19 protein-coding genes are annotated in these 18,819 nt (G+C 70.3%); 9 read left to right on the top strand and 10 right to left on the bottom strand.

Annotation, left to right across the window (positions count from 1 at the left end; translation table 11 throughout):
• Positions 1-73 precede the first annotated feature (73 nt).
• The 8 genes from HJD23_RS07415 to HJD23_RS07380 form a co-directional block, all read right to left on the bottom strand.
• A complete protein-coding gene (locus HJD23_RS07415) occupies positions 74-1,111 on the bottom strand; it encodes an MlaD family protein (RefSeq protein ID WP_171116930.1) in 1,038 nt (345 codons plus the stop codon).
• A complete protein-coding gene (locus HJD23_RS07410) occupies positions 1,108-2,319 on the bottom strand; it encodes an MCE family protein (protein ID WP_171119061.1) in 1,212 nt (403 codons plus the stop codon). The genes HJD23_RS07415 and HJD23_RS07410 overlap by 4 nt, the downstream gene beginning before the upstream one ends.
• 5 nt (positions 2,320-2,324) lie before the next feature.
• Positions 2,325-3,140 (bottom strand): ABC transporter permease, encoded by an 816-nt coding sequence (locus tag HJD23_RS07405; RefSeq protein WP_171116928.1) that lies wholly within the window; start codon positions 3,138-3,140, stop codon positions 2,325-2,327.
• Positions 3,141-3,143: 3 nt separating this feature from the next.
• Entirely contained in the window at positions 3,144-3,914 is a 771-nt protein-coding gene (locus tag HJD23_RS07400; RefSeq protein ID WP_171116926.1) for an ABC transporter permease, read from the bottom strand.
• Complete coding sequence (locus HJD23_RS07395) at positions 3,911-4,825, bottom strand: ABC transporter ATP-binding protein (protein WP_171116924.1); 915 nt, start codon at positions 4,823-4,825, stop codon at positions 3,911-3,913. The genes HJD23_RS07400 and HJD23_RS07395 overlap by 4 nt, the downstream gene beginning before the upstream one ends.
• A gap of 151 nt (positions 4,826-4,976) precedes the next feature.
• Positions 4,977-6,035: a sigma-70 family RNA polymerase sigma factor gene (locus HJD23_RS07390; RefSeq protein WP_171116922.1), complete on the bottom strand. Its 1,059-nt coding sequence runs from the start codon at positions 6,033-6,035 to the stop codon at positions 4,977-4,979.
• Positions 6,036-6,088: 53 nt separating this feature from the next.
• On the bottom strand, positions 6,089-7,096 hold the full coding sequence (locus HJD23_RS07385; protein ID WP_171119059.1) for a lytic transglycosylase domain-containing protein: 1,008 nt from the start codon (positions 7,094-7,096) through the stop codon (positions 6,089-6,091).
• A gap of 221 nt (positions 7,097-7,317) precedes the next feature.
• Entirely contained in the window at positions 7,318-8,037 is a 720-nt protein-coding gene (locus HJD23_RS07380) for a hypothetical protein (RefSeq protein WP_171116920.1), read from the bottom strand.
• A gap of 280 nt (positions 8,038-8,317) precedes the next feature.
• Between HJD23_RS07380 and HJD23_RS07370 the strand changes: the two genes are divergently transcribed.
• Entirely contained in the window at positions 8,318-8,695 is a 378-nt protein-coding gene (locus HJD23_RS07370) for a TetR family transcriptional regulator C-terminal domain-containing protein (protein WP_197972642.1), read from the top strand.
• A 132-nt stretch (positions 8,696-8,827) separates the two neighbouring features.
• Here the strand turns inward: HJD23_RS07370 and HJD23_RS07365 are convergent, their stop codons facing one another.
• The gene (locus tag HJD23_RS07365; RefSeq protein WP_171116915.1) at positions 8,828-10,222 is read right to left on the bottom strand and encodes an MFS transporter; all 1,395 of its coding nucleotides are present in this window, start codon (positions 10,220-10,222) and stop codon (positions 8,828-8,830) included.
• Between the two features lie 142 nt (positions 10,223-10,364).
• On the opposite strand from HJD23_RS07365, the gene HJD23_RS07360 reads away from it, so the two are divergent.
• The 8 genes from HJD23_RS07360 to HJD23_RS07325 all read left to right on the top strand — a co-directional run bounded on the left by HJD23_RS07360 (position 10,365) and on the right by HJD23_RS07325 (position 16,867).
• Positions 10,365-10,892 carry a helix-turn-helix domain-containing protein gene (locus tag HJD23_RS07360; protein WP_171116913.1) on the top strand — a complete coding sequence of 176 codons (528 nt, stop codon included), beginning with the start codon at positions 10,365-10,367 and terminating at the stop codon, positions 10,890-10,892.
• Positions 10,893-11,160: 268 nt separating this feature from the next.
• Positions 11,161-11,412, top strand: coding sequence for a thiamine-binding protein (locus HJD23_RS07355; RefSeq protein WP_171116911.1), 252 nt, complete (start codon positions 11,161-11,163; stop codon positions 11,410-11,412).
• Positions 11,409-11,771, top strand: a complete 363-nt coding sequence (locus tag HJD23_RS07350; RefSeq protein ID WP_171116909.1) for a helix-turn-helix domain-containing protein — start codon at positions 11,409-11,411, stop codon at positions 11,769-11,771. Before HJD23_RS07355 ends, HJD23_RS07350 begins: the two co-directional genes overlap by 4 nt.
• A 124-nt stretch (positions 11,772-11,895) precedes the next feature.
• A complete protein-coding gene (gene uraD, locus HJD23_RS07345; protein WP_171116907.1) occupies positions 11,896-12,411 on the top strand; it encodes a 2-oxo-4-hydroxy-4-carboxy-5-ureidoimidazoline decarboxylase in 516 nt (171 codons plus the stop codon).
• Complete coding sequence (gene uraH / locus HJD23_RS07340; protein WP_171116904.1) at positions 12,408-12,812, top strand: hydroxyisourate hydrolase; 405 nt, start codon at positions 12,408-12,410, stop codon at positions 12,810-12,812. Before uraD ends, uraH begins: the two co-directional genes overlap by 4 nt.
• A 7-nt stretch (positions 12,813-12,819) precedes the next feature.
• Positions 12,820-13,743: a factor-independent urate hydroxylase gene (gene pucL, locus HJD23_RS07335; protein ID WP_171116902.1), complete on the top strand. Its 924-nt coding sequence runs from the start codon at positions 12,820-12,822 to the stop codon at positions 13,741-13,743.
• 131 nt (positions 13,744-13,874) lie between these two features.
• A complete protein-coding gene (locus tag HJD23_RS07330) occupies positions 13,875-15,254 on the top strand; it encodes an 8-oxoguanine deaminase (protein WP_171116900.1) in 1,380 nt (459 codons plus the stop codon).
• A gap of 212 nt (positions 15,255-15,466) precedes the next feature.
• Positions 15,467-16,867 (top strand): nucleobase:cation symporter-2 family protein, encoded by a 1,401-nt coding sequence (locus HJD23_RS07325; protein WP_277347771.1) that lies wholly within the window; start codon positions 15,467-15,469, stop codon positions 16,865-16,867.
• A 486-nt stretch (positions 16,868-17,353) separates the two neighbouring features.
• Here the strand turns inward: HJD23_RS07325 and HJD23_RS07320 are convergent, their stop codons facing one another.
• Positions 17,354-18,799: an MFS transporter gene (locus HJD23_RS07320; RefSeq protein WP_171116898.1), complete on the bottom strand. Its 1,446-nt coding sequence runs from the start codon at positions 18,797-18,799 to the stop codon at positions 17,354-17,356.
• Positions 18,800-18,819 lie beyond the last annotated feature (20 nt).

Here is an 18,819-nt window from a genome sequence, read left to right as displayed (position 1 = left end):
AGCTTCGGCCACTCGACGCGCACCTTGACCAGCGGCTCCGGGCGAGCCCTGCGCTTGTGTCGCAGCGGGATCCTCATGCTGCGCACCTCGCCCTCGCCACCTGCAGCTGAGGCGTGATCACCTCACGGGTCTTCGGCAGCACGATCCGGCCGTCGAAGTCGCAGAGGTAGAAGTTGAACCACGAGCCGTAGGACGCCGTCCCCGTCAGCTCGCTCAGCTTGTTCGGCAGCCGCTTCAGCACGCCCTCCACGGTCTTCTCGTTCCTGTTCAGCGTTCCGGTGAGCTCGGTCAGCTCGGCGATGTCGTCCTTCAGCGGCGGACGGGCGTCCGCGAGCAGGCCCGACGTGGCCTCCGTCAGGTCGCCGATGCTCACCAGCGACTCGCCGATCGGCTTGCGGTCGGCGGACAGCCCCGAGATCACCCGGCGCAGCTGCTTGAGCAGCCCGGAGAACCGGGCGCCGCGCTCGTCGAGCGTCTCCAGCACGGTGTTGAGGTTGTCGATCACGGAGCCGATCAGCTGGTCGCGGTCGGCGAGTGTGGTGGTGAGCGACGCCGTGTGCGCGAGCAGGCTGTTGACCGTGCCGCCCTCGCCCTGGAGCGTCTTGATGATCTCGGTGGCCAGCTGGTTGACGTCGTTCGGGCTGAGCGCGGCGAACAGCGGCTTGAAGCCGTTCAGCAGCGCGTTGAGGTCCAGCGCGGGCTGCGTCCGCGCCAGCGGGATCGTGCCCCCGGGCCGCAGTCGGGTGCCGTCGCCCGCGCCCTCGGTCAGGGCGACGTACCGCTGCCCGACGAGGTTGCGGTAGCGGATCACGGCGCCGGTGCTGGTGAGCAGCGGACGGTCCTCGGTGACGGTGAAGGTGACCTCCGCGCGCGTCCGGTCCTTGATCCGGATGCCCTCGACCTCGCCGACCCGCACCCCGGCCACCCGGATGTCGTCGCCCTCCTCCAGGCCGGTGACGTCGCTGAACACCGCCCGGTACGTGTGCCGGGGAGTGAAGGAGATGTTGACGATGGTGGCGGCGAGCAGGGCCGTCGCCAGGATCGTCACCAGCGCGAACAGGCTGAACTTGATCAGCGGCGCGGCGGTCGTGCGCGCTCCGGTGGTGCTCATACGACGCTCACCGCCGTTCCCCGCGCCATCGGCCCGAACAGCAGCGTCGCCACCGGCGGCACCTCGTCGGCGGGCACGCCCAGCACGGGCGCGACGAGCGAGCCGACGGCGCGCTGCTCGGCCCGGGTGCCGGACACCTCCGACGTACCGTCGTTCAGCTTGGTGTGCGGCGCGGGCACGCGCGGATTGGGCAGGCTCCGGCAGTTCGGGCCGGACCGCTCGCCGTAGTACGGCTCCTCGCCGGGCTCGTACGCCGGCCGCTGCCGTACGACCTCCAGGGTGATCCGCATCTTCCCGCCCCGGAACGCCTGCTCCGAGGCCTTCTCCTGCCGGACCAGGCCCTCCAGGAGGCAGGGGTACTCCGGCGAGTAGCGGGCGAACAGCTCCAGCGTGGGCCGGGAGACCCGGCCCAGGGTGATCAGCCGGTCGCCGGTCGCGGCGAGGAAACCGTCCGCCGTGCGGGCGGTGGTCGTGGTCGAGGTGAGCGCTGCGGCCAACTGTTCCTTCTTCTCCACCAGCGTGCGGCTGGTCGTGACGGTGTTGCGGAGGATCCGCATCAGGTCGGGCGCCGCGTCGCCGTACACTTCGGCGACGTCCGCGAACCGTGCGATGTCCTCCTTCAGGGACGGCAGATGCGGGTTGAGCCTGCGCAGATACGCCTCCACGCGCGTGAGGTTGTCGCCGATCCGGTCGCCGCGCCCTTCGAGGGCCGTGGCGAACGCGGACAGCGTGGCGTTGAGTTCGCCGGGCTTCACGGTCCGCAGCAGGGGCAGCAGGTCGTTCATCAGCTGCTGCAGCTCGATGCCGACGCGGGTGCGGTCCTGGGTGATCACGTCCCCGGCGCGGATCGGCCGCGCGGAGGAACCGGCGGGCACGACCAGGTCGACGTACTTCTCGCCGAACAGGGTCTTGGGCAGCAGCCGCGCGTGCACATCGGCCGGGATGTACGGCACATGCTCCGGCTTGAGCGCGATGTCCAGCGTGGCCTTGGTCCCGTCCGCGCGCACCCCGCGCACCTCGCCGACCAGCAGCCCGCGCAGCTTGACGTCGGCGCGCCGGTCGAGCTGGTTGCCCAGGCTGTCGGCCTCCAGCGTGATCCGCACGACCGGCGTGAACGCCTGCCGGTAGACGGCGACGGACAGGGACAGCAGCAGGGCGAGGACGGCGACGAAGACGACGCCGTACAACCGAAGTCTCAGCACTCGCACCCGGCTCACCCCGCTATCCGTACGGTCGTGCTGGCGCCCCAGATCGCGAGCGACAGGAAGAAGTCGAGGACGTTGATCGCCACGATCGAGGTGCGCACGCCCCGGCCCACCGCGACACCGACGCCCGCGGGCCCGCCGCTCGCGTAGTAGCCGTAGAAGCAGTGCACGAGGATGATCACCACGGCGAAGACCAGCACCTTGCCGAAGGACCAGAGCACGTCGACCGGTGGCAGGTACTGCTGGAAGTAGTGGTCGTAGGTGCCCGCCGACTGCCCGTAGTAGCCGGTCGTGATCGTGCGGGCGGCGAGGTACGACGACAGCAGCCCGACCACGTACAGCGGGATCACGGCGACGAACCCGGCGATCATCCGGGTGGTCACCAGGAACGGCAGCGAGGGCACGCCCATGACCTCCAGGGCGTCGGTCTCCTCGCTGATCCGCATCGCGCCGAGCTGCGCGGTGAACCCGGCGCCGACCGTCGCTGACAGCGCGAGCCCGGCCACCAGCGGGGCGATCTCCCGGGTGTTGAAGTACGCCGACAGGAACGCCACGAAGTTGGACGTGCCGAGCTGGTTGAGTGCGGCGTATCCCTGGAGGCCCACCTCCGTGCCGGTGAAGAACGACAGGAAGGCGATCACGCCGACCGTGCCGCCGACCACGGCGAGCGCGCCCCGGCCGAAACTGACCTCGGCGAGCAGGCGCAGGATCTCCTTCTTGTAGCGGCGCAGGGTGCGGCCGGTCCAGGCCAGCGAGCGCCCGTAGAAGGAGAGCTGGGCGCCCAGGTCCTCAAGGGACTTCAGTGGGCGGTCGAGAAGTCTCATCGCTCAGCCCTTCTGCGGGACGACCTGGAAGTACACCGCGGTCATCACGAAGTTGGTCACGAACAGCAACATGAAGGTGATCACCACCGACTGGTTCACCGCGTCGCCCACGCCCTTAGGGCCGCCCTTCGCGGTGAGTCCCTTGTAGGAGGCGACGATCGCGGCGATCGCGCCGAAGACGAGCGCCTTGATCTCGGCCGCCCACAGGTCGGAGAGCTGGGCGAGGGTCGTGAAGGAGGCCAGATACGCGCCGGGTGTGCCGTCCTGGAGGACCACGTTGAAGAAGTAGCCGCCCGCCACGCCGACCACCGACACCAGGCCGTTGAGCAGCACCGCCACCAGCATCGAGGCCAGCACGCGCGGCACGACCAGCCGGTGGATGGGATCGATGCCCAGCACCTGCATGGCGTCGATCTCCTCGCGGATCTTCCGCGCCCCGAGGTCCGCGCAGATCGCCGTACCGCCCGCGCCCGCGATCAGCAGCGCGGTCACGATCGGCGAGGCCTCGCGCAACACCGCGAGGACGGAGGCCGCGCCCGAGAACGACTGCGCGCCGAGCTGCCGGGTGAGGCTGCCGATCTGCAGGGCGATGACCGCGCCGAAGGGAATGGAGACCAGGGCGGTCGGCAGGATGGTCACGCTCGCGATGAACCACGCCTGCTGGATGAACTCCCGCACCTGGAACGGCCTTTTGGGGACGGTCCGTACGACGTCCAGGGCCATCGCGAACAGACTGCCGGAGTGGCGCAGCGCGCCGACGGGGTTGAGGCTCATGCGCGGGCCACCTCCTCCTCCCGCTCGGCGATGGCCTGCCAGCGGGGCGGTCTGCTGATGCCGGGGCTGGGCAGCAGCCGGGGGGTCAGGTGCTGGGGATCGGTGGTGTCGCCGATCTCGGCCAGTTCCTGCTCGACCTGGGCGGCGTCCTTCTCCTCCGCCATGCCGATCGGCCCCTGCATCCGGCCGTTCAGGAACTGCCGTACGACCGGTTCGTCGCTGGTCAGGAGCTGGTCGCGAGGGCCGAACATCACCAGCTCGCGGCGGAACAGCAGCCCGATGTTGTCCGGGACCTGGCGGGCCGAGGCGATGTCGTGCGTGACGATCAGGAAGGTCGCGTCGATCTGGGCGTTGAGGTCGACGATGAGCTGGTTGAGGTAGGCGACGCGGACCGGGTCGAGGCCGGAGTCGGGTTCGTCGAAGAGGATGATCTCCGGGTCGAGGACGAGGGCTCGGGCCAGCCCGGCGCGCTTGCGCATCCCGCCGGAGATCTCGCCGGGCAGCTTCTCCTCGGCTCCGATCAGACCGACCATGTCCATCTTCTCCAGCACGATCCGCCGGATCTCGCTCTCCTGCTTGCGGGTGTGCTCGCGCAGCGGGAAGGCGATGTTGTCGTACAGGTTCATCGAGCCGAACAGCGCGCCGTCCTGGAACAGCACGCCGAACAGCTTCCGCACCTCGTACAGGTCGTGCTCACGCAGCTTGGTGATGTCACGGCCCTGGATCGTGATGGAGCCGCGCTCCGGCTTCAGCAGCCCGACGAGCGTCTTGAGGAACACCGACTTGCCCGTGCCGGAGGGGCCGAGCATGACCGAGACCTCCCCGGCGGGCAGCGTCAGCGAGACGTCCTGCCAGATGACCTGGTGACCGAAGGACTTGGTCAGCCCTTCCACACAGATCTCGACACCCATCCGGTTCACCCTTCAGCCGTGGAGCAGCTTCGACATCTGCTCTACGGGGAGGGGCGGGGGGTCCGTCGCGGCGAAGCGAAAGTTTTTTTGCGGACCGGTCGGCCGGGGGTGCGGACCGGTGGGGCGGGGGTGCGGACCGGTGGGGCGGGGGTTACGGCAGGGGACTCACGGGTGCTTCGAGACCGTCCGTCGGATTCGGCTGGTCCGGAACCTCCGGGAGGGCGGGACGGTCCTGTGGGAGGTCACGCACGTCGGGGGTCGCGGGGACGCCGGGCAGCACCGGTACGTCGGGCACGCCGGTCACCTCGGGCACCTCAGGTACCGCGGGCACCTCGGGAGCGGGTACTTCCGGTGCCGCGGAGACCACCGGCAGGGACGGTACCGACAGCGGCAGCAGCGGCCGGTCGGCCGGGGTTTCCCTCACCGCCGCCTCCGGCGCGGCCGGAGCGGGCGCGTCCGGCAGCGCACGCCCCTCCGGAGCCGTACCCGGGCCCTCGGCGGACGGTCGCTGCCACGCCTCCGGCGACGGGGAGACCGACGTCCCGGGTGCCGCGCCCTGCCCGTCACCGTCGTAGGCGTACGGCAGCACGAATCCGGCCACCGCCAGCGTCGCCGCCGTGGACGCCAGGGCGACGGCCTGCGCCTGCGAGGCGCCGCGCGGCCTGCCCCGGCCGCACAGGAACAGGGCGAGGCCGAGCGTGCCGGCCAGCGAGTTGCGCAGCGTCCGGCGGGCCCGGGCCAGCAGCGACTCCACCGTCCGGTAGCTCAGGCCCATCCGCACGGCGACCTGACCGACGTCCAGGTCCTCGGACTTCAGCCGGAGCGCCTCCGCCTGGCGCGCGGGCAGCTCCCCGCTGCGCACGGCCAGCCACTTGGCCTCGGCCCGGTCGCACACCGCCTCGTCGACCGGCACCGGACCGGGCGCGATCAGCGTCGGGCTGGTGCGCACCTCCGCCTCCCGGTTGACCTGCCGGTACCGGTCGACGCACAGCCGGATCGTCACCGTGGTCAGCCAGGCGGCGAGCCGCTCGTCGTCCAGGTCGGGGCGCTCGGCCGCGCGCAGCATCGCCTCGTGCACGGCGTCCTCGGCGTCCTCCAGGGACATCGACCTGCGGCGGGCCACCTTGAGCAGATGCTCGCGGTGGCTCCACATGCGTTCCCACCGGTCGTGGGCCGCCTGTATCTCCGCAGGCATGTCCGTCGTCGCCATGAGGGCCCCTTTGCGCTCATCCGCCGGCCACGTGCGCCCGGCGGAGGGCGACATTACCCTCCGGTAGCCACGCTTGTGGAGGGGGTGGCGCCCATCGGGTCGCCTGCGGGCAGCAGATCGCCGCCGGGCAGGTCGGCCCCGGTGTCGGGCAGGGGGAGCGGGGGCGGCGGCGCGGGCCGGGTGGACGGGCGGCCGGTGGGGGTCGGCCGCGGTGCCGTCGGGGACGGGGAGGAGGACCGGGACGGGGCGGGGGACGGCGTACCGGATCCACCGCCGGTCGGACGGGTACGCGGGGTGGGCGACGGCTCTCGCGGCACCGGCCCGGAGTCCTCGCGCTCCGGACCGAGGCCCTCCGCCGTCCCGGCGTCCGGAACGACCCGGTGGCCCTCCAGGAAGTACGCGAACCATGCCCGGACCGTCCGCAGATACGCCCTGGAGTGGTTGTAGCCGAGGATCGCCGCGTCCAGGTCGCCGGGCGCGGACAGGTTCCGGCCGCCCGCGCACAGGTAGCGCCCGGCGGCGAGCGCCGCGTCGAAGACGTTGTGCGGGTCGGCCCGCCCGTCGCCGTTGCCGTCCGCGCCCCACACCGCCCAGGTCGACGGGATGAACTGCATCGGGCCGACCGCACGGTCGTACACCGTGTCCCCGTCGAGGGAACCGCCGTCGCTGTCCCGGATGAGGGCGAAACCGTTGCCGTCCAGCCGTGGGCCGAGGATCGGCGCCGGCGTCGTGCCGTCCGCGGCCACCCGCCCGCCGCGCGCCTGACCGGACTCCACCTGGCCGATGGCGGCCAGCAACTGCCACCGCAGCCGGCAGCCGGGCACGGAGCGCGCGAGCCGTTCCTCGGCCTGCCGGTAGGCGGTGAACACGCTCACCGGCAGCGCGCCGCCCACCGGCGACAGCGCGACCCCCCGCGCTCGCAGCGGCGGGAGTTCCATGCGGTACGGGGTGTCCCCGGACACGCTCGGGCCGCGCCCGGCGTCCCGTTCCGGCCCGGCGGGCGCGGCGGCCCGCGCCGACGGGGTGGCCCCCGGCGCCTGCGACGCGGTCAGCGCGGCCATCGCCGCCACCGCGAGCGCCGTCCCCTTGGCGCCTGTGATCCTGTGCCGTCCTGACACGGTGCAGCCCCTCCCTGTGCAGTCACTGCATTCGACTGCTCTACGGGGAGGGGCCGCCGGTCCGTCGCAGCAGAACACGGTCCCGCCGCCCCGACGCATCAAAGCGGATCAAGCCCAACCCGTTGCGACACGGCCGCGCGGACACGCCTCGACGGTTGTCGACGTCAGTCGAACTTGACGTCGTCGATGTCGATGGTGACGAGTTCGATGTCGCGCAACACCACACCGTCTTCCCCCAACGGGTAGACACGTCGCTTGGTGGGAACCATGATCCCGCCGAACTCCGCGTAGTCGAAGGCGTAGTGAGCGGCCGGGCCGGCGTTGATGACCTCTGCGGTGTAGTCGTGCCTGCGAAGCAACCCGGTCTGGTCGAAGTAGAAGACCTGCTCCCGGCTGTGCGTGGCGATGTCGTCCGGGAAAGTGACTTTGAGTCGGCTCCACATCTCGCCATCCTCTGCCACGGGAGGCAGTTCCTCGGTCTGGAAACCGGGGGAGACGAAGGTGAAGGGGGACGTCAGATACGTCCACATTGCGTAACCGGCGAAGTAGGCGACATGCAGGTCGTCCCAAGGGGTTTCCAGAGTGTGACCTGCGAACGCATCTCGGGGCGCCAGACGCTCGGCCCGCACTTCGCCATGGTCACTTTCCACGGCGACCCGCTCGGCGGTGAAGGACGTACGCAGGCCTGCTGAGGTGAAGGGGTAGTGACTCGCGTGCTGCCGACGAAGGTCGACTCGGACGGCAGCGCGGTCGAATACGCCCTCCTGGCCCTTGGCCGCCCACAGTGCCCCTCCGGAGCGGAAGTCGACGGTGGCCGACTCGTACTGCTCATAGCGGTCCAGGCCGCCGTGCGCCCTGATGACATGGGCCGTGAGATCACTCATGACAGGTCCTCCTGCTGGTGCGTATTGCCGCCGGTGGCGGGTCTCGGATGGTCGATCCCGTCGATCCCGTCGATCCCGTCGATCCCTCACTTTGATAATGACCGGTCGTCTTAATTGGGTTGAATGTGACCGCTCGTCTTGAGGGTGCCAACTTGTACGGGAGGAGGCCCAGCTGTGCCGAGAGCCAGTCTGCGTGAGAACCTCATCGCTGCTGCGGTTCAGCAGTTCCACGCCCGCGGATACGCGGCAACGGGCGTGAAGGACATCACCGACGCCGCCGGTGCTCCGAAGGGCTCTTTCTACAACCACTTCAAGAGCAAGGAAGCCCTGGACCGTTACGGCGCCACTCGGCGGAAGCGTCCGAGCCGAATTCAACCGGGGCTGCCTCGTGGGCGACCTTGCCGTCGAGGTCGCCGATCACAGTGATGCTGTGCGTGCGACAGTGCGAGACGGTTTCCAGGAGTGGACCGACGCACTCGCCTGTGCCATTGCCGATGCCCAGCAGGCGGGTGAGGTGGCGAAGGCGCTGGAGGCATCAACTCTGGCGCGCTTTGTGCTGAGCGCGTGGGAGGGTGCGCTGATCGCCGCCCGAGCCGACCGCTCGGCTCGGGCGTTCGAGGCGTTCTTCACGATTGTCTTCGGCGTGCTGCTGCGTTGAGTTGCAGGCCGGCTGACGAGAGGCTCGTACGCCGGCCCCCCGCCCGCGCTGTGAGCCCCTGGGGTGTGGTCGGTCTGCTGTACGGGGCCCGGCTCTGCTGCTGCGGCCGGCATGTCCGGCATGTGACGGCTCTTATGCACGCTCCCGCAGCACCATCACCGCCACGGCCGCCACCACCGACAGCCCAGCCGCGATCAGCAGCGCGACGTTCGCTCCGTCGCCCAGGCCGCCGCCCGAGGACGTGACGATGGCGATCGTGAGCGCGACGCCGGCACAGGAGCCGATGTAGCGGAGCGTCTGCTGGGCACCTGAGCCCATCGCTGCCCGGGCGGCAGGCACTGACTCCACCGACAGCAGGGGCAGTGCGGCGTTGAGCAGGCCGCTGCCGATGCCGCTGATGAGCAAGCCGGGGAGCAGGCGGTGCCAGGAGCCCGCGTTGAGCGCGCCGAGCATCGTCAGGACGCCGGCTGCGTTCAGGACGAACCCCAGGGCCAGTTGGTGGCGCGGCGGCATCCGTCCCGCCAGGCGCTTCGCCTGCAGGGCCACGCTGAAGGACAAGCCCGACCAGAGCAGGAACAGCCACGCCGTTTCGATGGCCGATAGGCCGAGCGTCTGCTGGAAGAGCACGGGAAGGTAGCTGAAGAGGCCGATCACCGCGATGCCCGTGAACAGGCCGCCGGCGGAAGACGCAAGGAAGCCGGGGCGGCGCAGGAGGCCCAGGTCGATCATCGGGGTTCGCGTTCGGCGTTCCAGCAGCACGAACAGGCCCATGAGCAGGACGGCCGCCAGGAACAGCAGGCCCACCTGAGCGCGCAGCCAGCCGTCACGGCCCAGGGTCAGAGCGGCGGTCAGGGAGACCAGGGCGAGCCCGAAGGTCAGCGCGCCCAGGATGTCGGGGCGTCCACCTCTCGGGGAGCGGGACTCGGACAACATCCGCGCCGACAGGGCCGCCACAGCCAGCGTCGCTGCGCCGAGGACGCCGTACGCCACCCGCCAGCTCGGCAGTGCGGCCGCCACCAGGGGGCCCACCGCGATGCCGCCGCTGACGAAAGCGCCCCAGACACCTGTCGCGTGCAGTCGGCCGCGTGGGCTCGGGAAGGCGTGCACCAGCAGGCCCAGGCTGCTCGCGAGGATCGCCGCGCTCGCCGCGCCCTGCGCGATACGGGCCAGTGTGAACAGCCAGGTGGACGAGGCCAGCGCCCCCAAGGCCGTGGTGATGCCGAGAGTGAGTGTTCCGGCGAGGAAGACCCGACGACGGCCGTAGTCGTCGGCGAGGCTGCCGACGACCAGGAGGAGGGCGGCCAGGCCCAGCGGCGTGCCGTTGATCAGCCAGGCCTGCGCCGAGAGCGGGGTGTGCAGGGCGGCCGCGGTTTCGCGGAGCGTGACCACCGGCGCGGTGTACGTCATCAGCGTCACGGCCGTGGCCGCGCTGGTCAGGACGAGGGTGGCACGGGGGTGCGAGGAAGCTTCGGCGCGCGCCCTCACGTCGGTTGTGGCTGTCTTGGCTGCCGTGCCCAGACGATGCATGGGCTGTCCTTCCGAAGCCTTGATGTGTCGGTTCGGTAGTTGAACCGAGCTGGTCCGGCCAGAGTAGCGCCTTAGGTTCTCTCACTGAACCGAGTGCCGCCGGTGAGTTCGGTCACTGAACCAACCGGCTACAGTGGATGCCATGGCACTGGGCAAGGACTACGTGACACAGGAGTGCTCCATCGCACGTGCGCTCGAGGTCATCGGCGAGCGGTGGACACTGCTCGTCGTCCGTGACGCGCTGTACGGCGTCCGGCGCTACAACGACTTCCTCGTCCACCTCGGCATCCCGCGCGCGGTTCTCTCCGCTCGGCTCCAGATGCTGACGGCGCAGGGGCTCCTCGAAAAGCGGCGATACCAGCAGTCGCCACCGCGGGACGAGTACGTGATCACTGAGCGCGGCATTGCGCTGTGGCCCACCCTGCGCTCACTCGCACTGTGGGGCCGCGAGCACTTCACCGAGAACCAACTGCGCGTCTTCCGGCACATCGACTGCGGCACCGAGCTTGGGCCGTACGGCGAGTGCCGCGCCTGCGCAGCCGTCGTACCCGTCGAGGACGTCATCATGGAACCGGGACCCGGGCTCAACCTGGACCCGCCGGATCCGGTCAGCCGGGCGCTGCTCAAGCCGAAGAGGCTGCTGCAGCCCATCGAGACGGGCCTGGCTTGACCGGTGCCTGGGACGGTGCTTGAGACGACCGGCTGTTGGGCCATGGCGCTGCGCGGGCGGCTTGGCCTCCTGTAAGGCGGAGGGATGCCCTGGTCGGTTAGGGTCGCCTCGTGGCGGACGAAGCGGCTCCGTCCCAGTGAAATCGATTGGCCTGGGGTGCATCGCGGCTGTGCAGCAGTCGACTGATGCGTCCCCGTTGTGCCCTGATGCGCCCTCGCGGTGGGTGATGTGGGTAAAAGTGCAGTCAACGGCGGGCTCTGGGGGCACAGTGCGACTGAAAGTGGAATTCACGACGGAACCCTTCGATCTCGACGAGGCACCCGCGCACGCGCTGGTGGCCCGCGAGGTCATCGAGGCCGCCGAGCTGGACGCCGTGGACGTCGGCCCCTTCGGCAACACCGCCGAGGGCACGGCCGACGCGGTGCTGACCGCCGTGGACGCCCTGCTCCGCAGGACGCTCCAGGCCGGTGCCACCCGGGTCTCGCTCCAGGTCAACGTGGTAGGGGAGGGCGATAAGTGACCGGCAACGAGTCCTTCATCGCCGCGGTGAAGCCGCTGGTCGACGCCATGGGCGGCACGATCATCCCGCCGGACGAGGCGCGCGCCGACGATGTCGTGCTGGCCTGGGAGGGCGCCGACGTGGTCGCCGTACGGCTGCCGCAGCTCGCCGACTCCCTCGACCACATCCTCGCGGCCATGGAGCGCAAGCAGGGCAAGCCGCTGTCCGAGCTGGACCGCAAGTCCAAGCAGGAGGTGGTGCGCATACTGGAGGCGCGGGGCGCCTTCTCGGTACGGCACGGCGTGGAGACGGTGGCGAGCGCGCTCGGCGTCAGCCGGTTCACCGTCTACAACTACCTCAACCGCGAGAAGAACGTCTGAGGCGGGTCGCTCCAGTTCCGTTACCGCGAATTTTCAACAAAGTGTTGACGTCTCGTTGCCGCAGGGCGTTAGCTATCGGCACGCCCGTTCAGCACGAAGGCCCTTCGCGGCCACGGAGGCTCCCGTGACGTCGAATTCCACGCCCCCGGGCCTGGCCCGGTTCAACGCCCTGGAGGAGCACGCGGCCCACGCCGCTCTCCACGAGGCGTGCGCTTCCACGGCCTGGGCGAACCGGCTGCTCGCCGCCCGCCCCTACGCCACCCCCGAGGACCTCTACGCCGCCAGTGACGCCGCGATGGCCGCGCTGACCGGCGAGGACCTCGAAGAGGCGATGGCCGGGCACCCGCCGATCGGCCGCCCCAAGCCGGGCGACCCGACCTCGGCCCGGGAGCAGCGCGGCATGGCCGGCGCCTCCGAGGAGCTGAAGGCGGAGATGCTGGAACTGAACCTCGCCTACCAGGAGAAGTTCGGCCATGTCTTCCTGATCTGCGCCACCGGCCGCACCGGCGAGCAGATGCGCGACGCGGTCAAGGAGCGGATCGGGAACTCGCCGCAGCAGGAGCGGGAGATCGTCCGCACCGAGCTGGGCAGGATCAACCGCATCCGCCTGGCCAACCTCGTACAGGAAGATCAGACATGAGCACCAGCACCACCGCCTCCGTGTCCACCCACATCCTGGACACCAGCGTCGGCCGCCCCGCCGAGGGCGTCGCCGTCCACCTCTCCGCCCGCTCGGGGCGTGACGCGGACTGGCAGGCGCTCGGCGGGTCCGCGACCGACGCGGACGGCCGGTGCAAGGACCTCCCGGCGCTGCCGGAGGGCACCACCCACGTACGGCTCGACTTCGCGGTCGAGGCGTACTTCGAGAAGTTCGCGAAGAAGCAAGCCGATGCGCAGCAGGACGCCCCCGCGAATCGGGACAGCGGACCCGGTGTGTTCTTCCCGGAGGTGGCGATCACGTTCGCCGTCGTGCCGGGCGAGCACTACCACGTACCGCTGCTGCTCAACCCGTTCGGCTACTCCGTTTACCGAGGGAGCTAGCAGACACATGCCCACGATCCTGGGACAGAACCAGTACGGCAAGGCCGAGAACCGAGTCGTAAAGATCACGCGGGACGGCGCCACCCACCACATCAAGGACCTGAACGTATCCGTGGCCCTGAGCGGCGACATGGACGAGGTCCACTACTCCGGCTCCAACGCCAACGTGCTGCCGACCGACACCACCAAGAACACGGTGTACGCGTTCGCGAAGGAGTACGGCATCGAGTCCGCCGAGCAGTTCGGCATCCACCTCGCCCGCCACTTCGTCACCTCGCAGGAGCCGATCCACCGGGCCCGGATCCGTATCGAGGAGTACGCCTGGGAGCGGATCGAGACCTCCGACGCCAACTCCAGGTTCATCGGCGCGGACGAGGTCAAGCACTCGTTCGTCCGCAAGGGCCAGGAGACCCGGCTGACCCAGATCACCTACGACGGCGAGTCGTGGGAGGTCATCTCCGGCCTCAAGGACCTCGTCGTGATGAACTCGACGAACTCCGAGTTCTGGGGCTACGTCAAGGATAAGTACACGACCCTCCCGGAGGCCTACGACCGCATCCTGGCCACCCAGGTCGCCGGCCGCTGGCGCTTCCACTGGAGCGACGACGAGCAGAGGATGCCCAACTGGGAGAAGTCCTACGAGCAGGTGAAGAAGCACATGCTCCAGGCCTTCGCCGAGACGTACTCGCTGTCGCTGCAGCAGACGCTGTACCAGATGGGCGCACGCATCATCAACAACCGCAGCGAGATCGACGAGGTCCGCTTCTCCCTCCCGAACAAGCACCACTTCCTGGTGGACCTGGAGCCGTTCGGGCTGAAGAACGACAACGAGGTGTACTTCGCCGCCGACCGCCCCTACGGCCTGATCGAGGCCACCATCCTCAGGGACGGCTGCGAGGCGAGGATCCCGGTGGACCTCACCAACCTCTGATCCACCCCCACTTTCGGCACCCGCGGCCGGCGGAGACGCAGGCTCGAAGGCTCCCCGGCCGCGGCACTCAAAACTCCTAGGGTCCTGCCGTGCCCTCTCCACCAAAGTCCACTGAGCGAAAAGGACGAATCATGGCAGCAGCCCGGCGCATCGTCATCGAGAACTGTGCGATCGCGACCGTCGACGCCGACGACACCGAGTACGCCTCCGGGTACGTCGTCGTCGCCGGCAACCGCATCGAGGCGGTCGGCTCGGGCAAGGCACCCGAGGGCCTGGAGAACGTCGTCCGCCGTATCGACGCCTCCGGCCACCTGGTGACCCCCGGCCTGGTCAACACCCACCACCACTTCTACCAGTGGATCACCCGGGGCATGGCCACGGACCACAACCTGTTCAACTGGCTCGTCGCCCTGTACCCGGTCTGGGCACGCATCGACGAGCAGATGACGTACGCGGCCGCGCAGGGGTCGCTCGCGATGATGGCCCGCGGTGGCGTCACCACGGCGATGGACCACCACTACGTCTTCCCGCACGGCTCCGGCGACCTGTCCGGCTCCATCATCCGCGCCGCCCGCGAGACGGGCGTCCGCTTCACCCTCGCCCGGGGCTCCATGGACCGCAGCGAGAAGGACGGCGGGCTGCCGCCGGACTTCGCCGTCGAGACCCTCGACGGCGCGCTCGCCGCGACCGAGGAGACCGTCAAGCAGCACCACGACGCCTCCTTCGACGCCATGACCCAGGTAGCCGTCGCGCCCTGCTCCCCGTTCTCCGTCTCCACCGAACTCCTCCGTGAGGGCGCCGAGCTGGCCCGCCGGCTCGGGGTGCGGCTGCACACCCACGGCTCGGAGACGGTGGAGGAGGAGAAGTTCTGCCACGAGCTGTTCGGGATGGGCCCGACCGACTACTTCGAGTCCACCGGCTGGCTCGGCGAGGACGTGTGGATGGCGCACTGCGTCCACATGAACGACTCCGACATCGCCGCCTTCGCCCGTACGAAGACCGGTGTCGCCCACTGTCCTTCGTCCAACGCCCGGCTCGCGGCCGGTATCGCCCGCGTCCCCGACATGCTCGCCGCCGGCGTCCCGGTCGGCCTCGGTGTCGACGGCACCGCGTCGAACGAGTCCGGCGAACTCCACACCGAGCTGCGCAACGCCCTGCTCATCAACCGCCTCGGCGCCCACCGCGAGGCCGCCCTCAACGCCCGTCAGGCGCTGCGGCTCGGCACGTACGGCGGCGCCCAGGTGCTCGGCCGCGCCGACCAGATCGGCTCCCTGGAGCCCGGCAAGCTGGCCGACCTGGTGCTGTGGAAGCTGGACACCCTCGCCCACGCCTCCATCGCCGACCCGGTGACCGCGCTGGTCTTCGGCGCGGCGGCCCCGGTCACGCTGTCCCTGGTCAACGGTGAGGCGGTCGTCGAGAACGGCCGGCTGCTGCACGTCGACGAGGACGCGATCGCCCGCTCCACGCGGGACGAGGCACGGCGGCTGGCACGGATCGCCGCCCAGGGCTGAATCCGGTGAAGACTCCGGCCGGGAGGGACGGCTCCCGGCCGGAGCCGTGGACCCGAGCGGGGTCCATGGCGGCCGTCTCCGGGGCGCGCGCATGGACGTGTGCGCCCCGGAACGGTTCCCGTCCCCTCTTCAACGGTCCCGCACGACCGCGCATCACCTCCTTGAAACCCACGTCAGAGCCGACGTGCTGTTAACCGACCGGAGGAGCCGCCGTGGCCGCTCAGCCCGATGCCGCACCGCCCACCGCCCCCGAGCAGCGAGCTGTCCACCCCGTCGACGAGAAACTCCCCGCCCTCAAAATGGCGACGACCGGCCTGCAACATGTCGCCGCCATGTACGCGGGCGTCGTCGCCCCACCCCTGATCGTCGGCGCGGCCATCGGCCTGACCGGCACCGAACTGACCTTCCTCACCGGCGCCTGCCTGTTCACCGCGGGCCTCGCCACCTTCCTCCAGACCCTCGGCGTCTGGAAGATCGGCGCCCGGCTGCCGTTCGTCAACGGCGTCACCTTCGCCGGTGTCGCCCCCATGACCGCGATCGTCGCCTCCACCGACGACAAGTCCGACGCGCTGCCGATCATCTTCGGCGCAGTGATCGTCGCAGGTCTGCTGGGCTTCATGGCGGCCCCCTTCTTCAGCAAGATGGTCCGCTTCTTCCCGCCGGTCGTCACCGGCACGGTGATCACCCTCATCGGCGTCTCGCTGCTGCCGGTGGCCTTCGGCTGGGCGCAGGGCGCGAGCCCCTCGGCGGACGACTACGGCTCGGGCACCAACCTGGGCCTGGCCGCCCTGACCCTGCTGCTGGTCCTCCTCCTGCGCCGCTTCACCCGGGGCTTCGTCAAGCAGATCGCCGTACTGCTCGGCCTGGTCGCGGGCACGCTGGTGGCGATACCCCTGGGCGTCACGGACTTCAGCCCGGTCACGGAGGCGGCCGTCGTCGGCTTCCCGACGCCCTTCCACTTCGGCGCCCCGCAGTTCCAGCTCGCCGCGATCATCTCGCTGTGCGTGGTGATGGTGGTGTCGATGACCGAGTCGACGGCGGACATGCTGGCGCTGGGCGAGATCGTCGACCGCCCCGCCGACGAGAAGACCATCGCCGCGGGCCTGCGCGCCGACACCCTCGGCTCGGCGATCAGCCCCCTGTTCAACGGCTTCATGTGCAGCGCCTTCGCCCAGAACATCGGCCTGGTCGCGATGACGAAGATCCGCAGCCGCTACGTCGTCGCCGTCGGCGGCGGCTTCCTGGTCCTCATGGGCCTGTGCCCCATGGCCGCCTCGCTCATCGCCGTCGTACCGCGCCCGGTGCTCGGCGGTGCGGGCGTGGTCCTGTTCGGCTCGGTCGCCGCGAGCGGCATCCAGACCCTGGTCCGGGCCGGCCTCGACAAGGACAACAACGTCCTGATCGTGGCCGTCTCGCTCGCCGTCGGCATCATCCCGATCACGGCCCCGGAGTTCTACCACTCCTTCCCGGAGACCGCCCGGATCGTGCTCGACTCGGGCATCTCCACGGGGTGTGTGGCGGCGGTCCTGCTGAACCTGGTCTTCAACCACCTGGGCCGGGGCCGTGAGGCCGATGAGGTCACGGCGCCGATGGAGCCGGTCGCCACGCCATGAGGTTGGCGAACAGCTCCGCCTGCTCGACGGCGTCGTCCAGCGCATGGTGCGTGTGACGGCGCCGCGACAGCAGCTCACGCGGCATCGTGCCCTTGGCCACCGCCCGCAGCGGCAGCCCGGCCCGGAGTGGCCGAAGGGACTCGACCTGGTGAAACGGATCAGGTACCAGTACAGAAAGGTCCAGTCGTACGACGCCGGATAGCCGCACATCACCGGCTGCGCACCCGCGGCGACCTCCCGCACCCAGTCGGTGAACTCGGCGAGGGCGACCGCGGGTTCGGCTCCTTCGTGCCCGAGGCGCTCCCGGTCGAGCCCACTGACCGAGAGCGCCTCGGGCACGAACTCCTCGCTGATCGGGCATCGAGTACGGCCCGGGAATCGGGCCGTCGGCCTCGATGTCCACGGAGATGTAGAGGCTGGGTTTGATGCGTCGTGAGGCCATGGGGCCGCAGCATCGCAGGTCAAAGCCGGGCCCCGCACCAGAATTCAGGGCCGTGACCGGCCCGTCCTCAGGGCGGCCGCCGCCAGCGCCAGTGCCCCCACCGCGATCACCGTCGCCACCCGGAACGCCAGCTGGTAGCCCTCCGCCGTGGCCGCCACCGGCTCCGTGCCTCCGGCGAGCAGCCCGTCGGTGTGGCTCGCCGCGAGGGTGGACAACACCGCCAGGCCCAGGGAACCACCCACCACCTGCGTGGTGTTGAAGAGCCCGGACGCCAGGCCCGCGTCCTCCTCGCGGGCGCCCGACATGGCGAGCCCGGTCAGTGCGGGCATCGCGGCCGCGAAACCGGCGGCGAGCAGGAGGAGCGGCGGGAGTACGTCGGTGACGTACGAGCCGTCGACGGGGGCCCGGCCGAGCAGGGCCATGCCGGCGGTGATCAGCACGAGCCCGGCCAGCAGGACCCGGTACGCGCCGAACCTGCCGATCGTGCGGGCCGACAGCCCCAGCATCAGCAGGCCGATCGCGATCGGCGCCGGGAGGAAGGCCGTGCCGGTGGTCAGCTCGTCGTAGCCGAGGACGCGTTGCAGGTAGAGCGCGCCGATGAACTGGAAGCCGTACATCGTTGCGATCATCAGGATCTGCACGGCGTTCGCGCCGGACAGCAGGCGGGAGCGGAAGAGGCGCAGCCGCAGCAGCGGGCGTTCGGTGCGGGCCTGGCGGACGAGGAACGCCGTGAACAGGGCGGCGGTGAACCCCGCCAGCAGGAGCGTGGCGGTCGGGCCGAGGTCGCCCACGCCGATGATGACGTAGACCAGGAGCATCAGCGCGCCGGTGACGAGCGCCGCCCCCGGGTAGTCCGCGCCCTTGCCGAGCCCGGCGCCCCGCTCCGGCGCGAGGACGCGCACGGCCGCCAGCCAGGCGACGACACCGATCGGCAGGTTGATCAGGAAGATCCAGTGCCAGCCCAGGGCCTGCGTCAGTGCCCCGCCGAGAAAGGTGCCGAGCGCCCCGCCCGCCGCGCCGACCGCGCTGAACACCGCGACGGCACGGGCCTGTTCACGCGGCTCCGGGAAGAGGGCGACCAGCATGCCGAGCACCACGGCCGAGGTCATCGCCCCGCCCACGCCCTGCAGGGCACGCGCCGCGATCAGCATGCCCTGGCTCGTGGCCACCCCGCACAGCACGGACGCCACGGTGAACACCGCGAGCCCCGTCGTGAACATCCGCTTGCGGCCCACCAGGTCGCCCAACCGCCCGGCCAGCAGGAGCAGTCCGCCGAAAGGGATCAGATAGGCGTTGACGACCCAGGCGAGCCCCGGGCCGCTGAAGCCCAAGTCACGCTGGATGGCGGGCATCGCCACAGTGACGATATTGCCGTCCAGAATCGTCATCAGCGTCCCCGCGCACAGGACGACGAGGGCCGCCCAACGGGAGTACGTTCGCTCCAAGGGGCGCTTGACGGCTTCCGCCGCGGTCTCGGTCAGGGACGACATGGCCGCGTCTCCTCCGCAAT

Origin of the sequence: Streptomyces sp. Z423-1, from assembly GCF_013009255.1 — a bacterium.
Classification (GTDB): domain Bacteria; phylum Actinomycetota; class Actinomycetes; order Streptomycetales; family Streptomycetaceae; genus Streptomyces; species Streptomyces gossypiisoli.
Note: the sequence above shows the minus strand (reverse complement) of the source record. Positions and strands in the feature narration are given on the sequence as shown.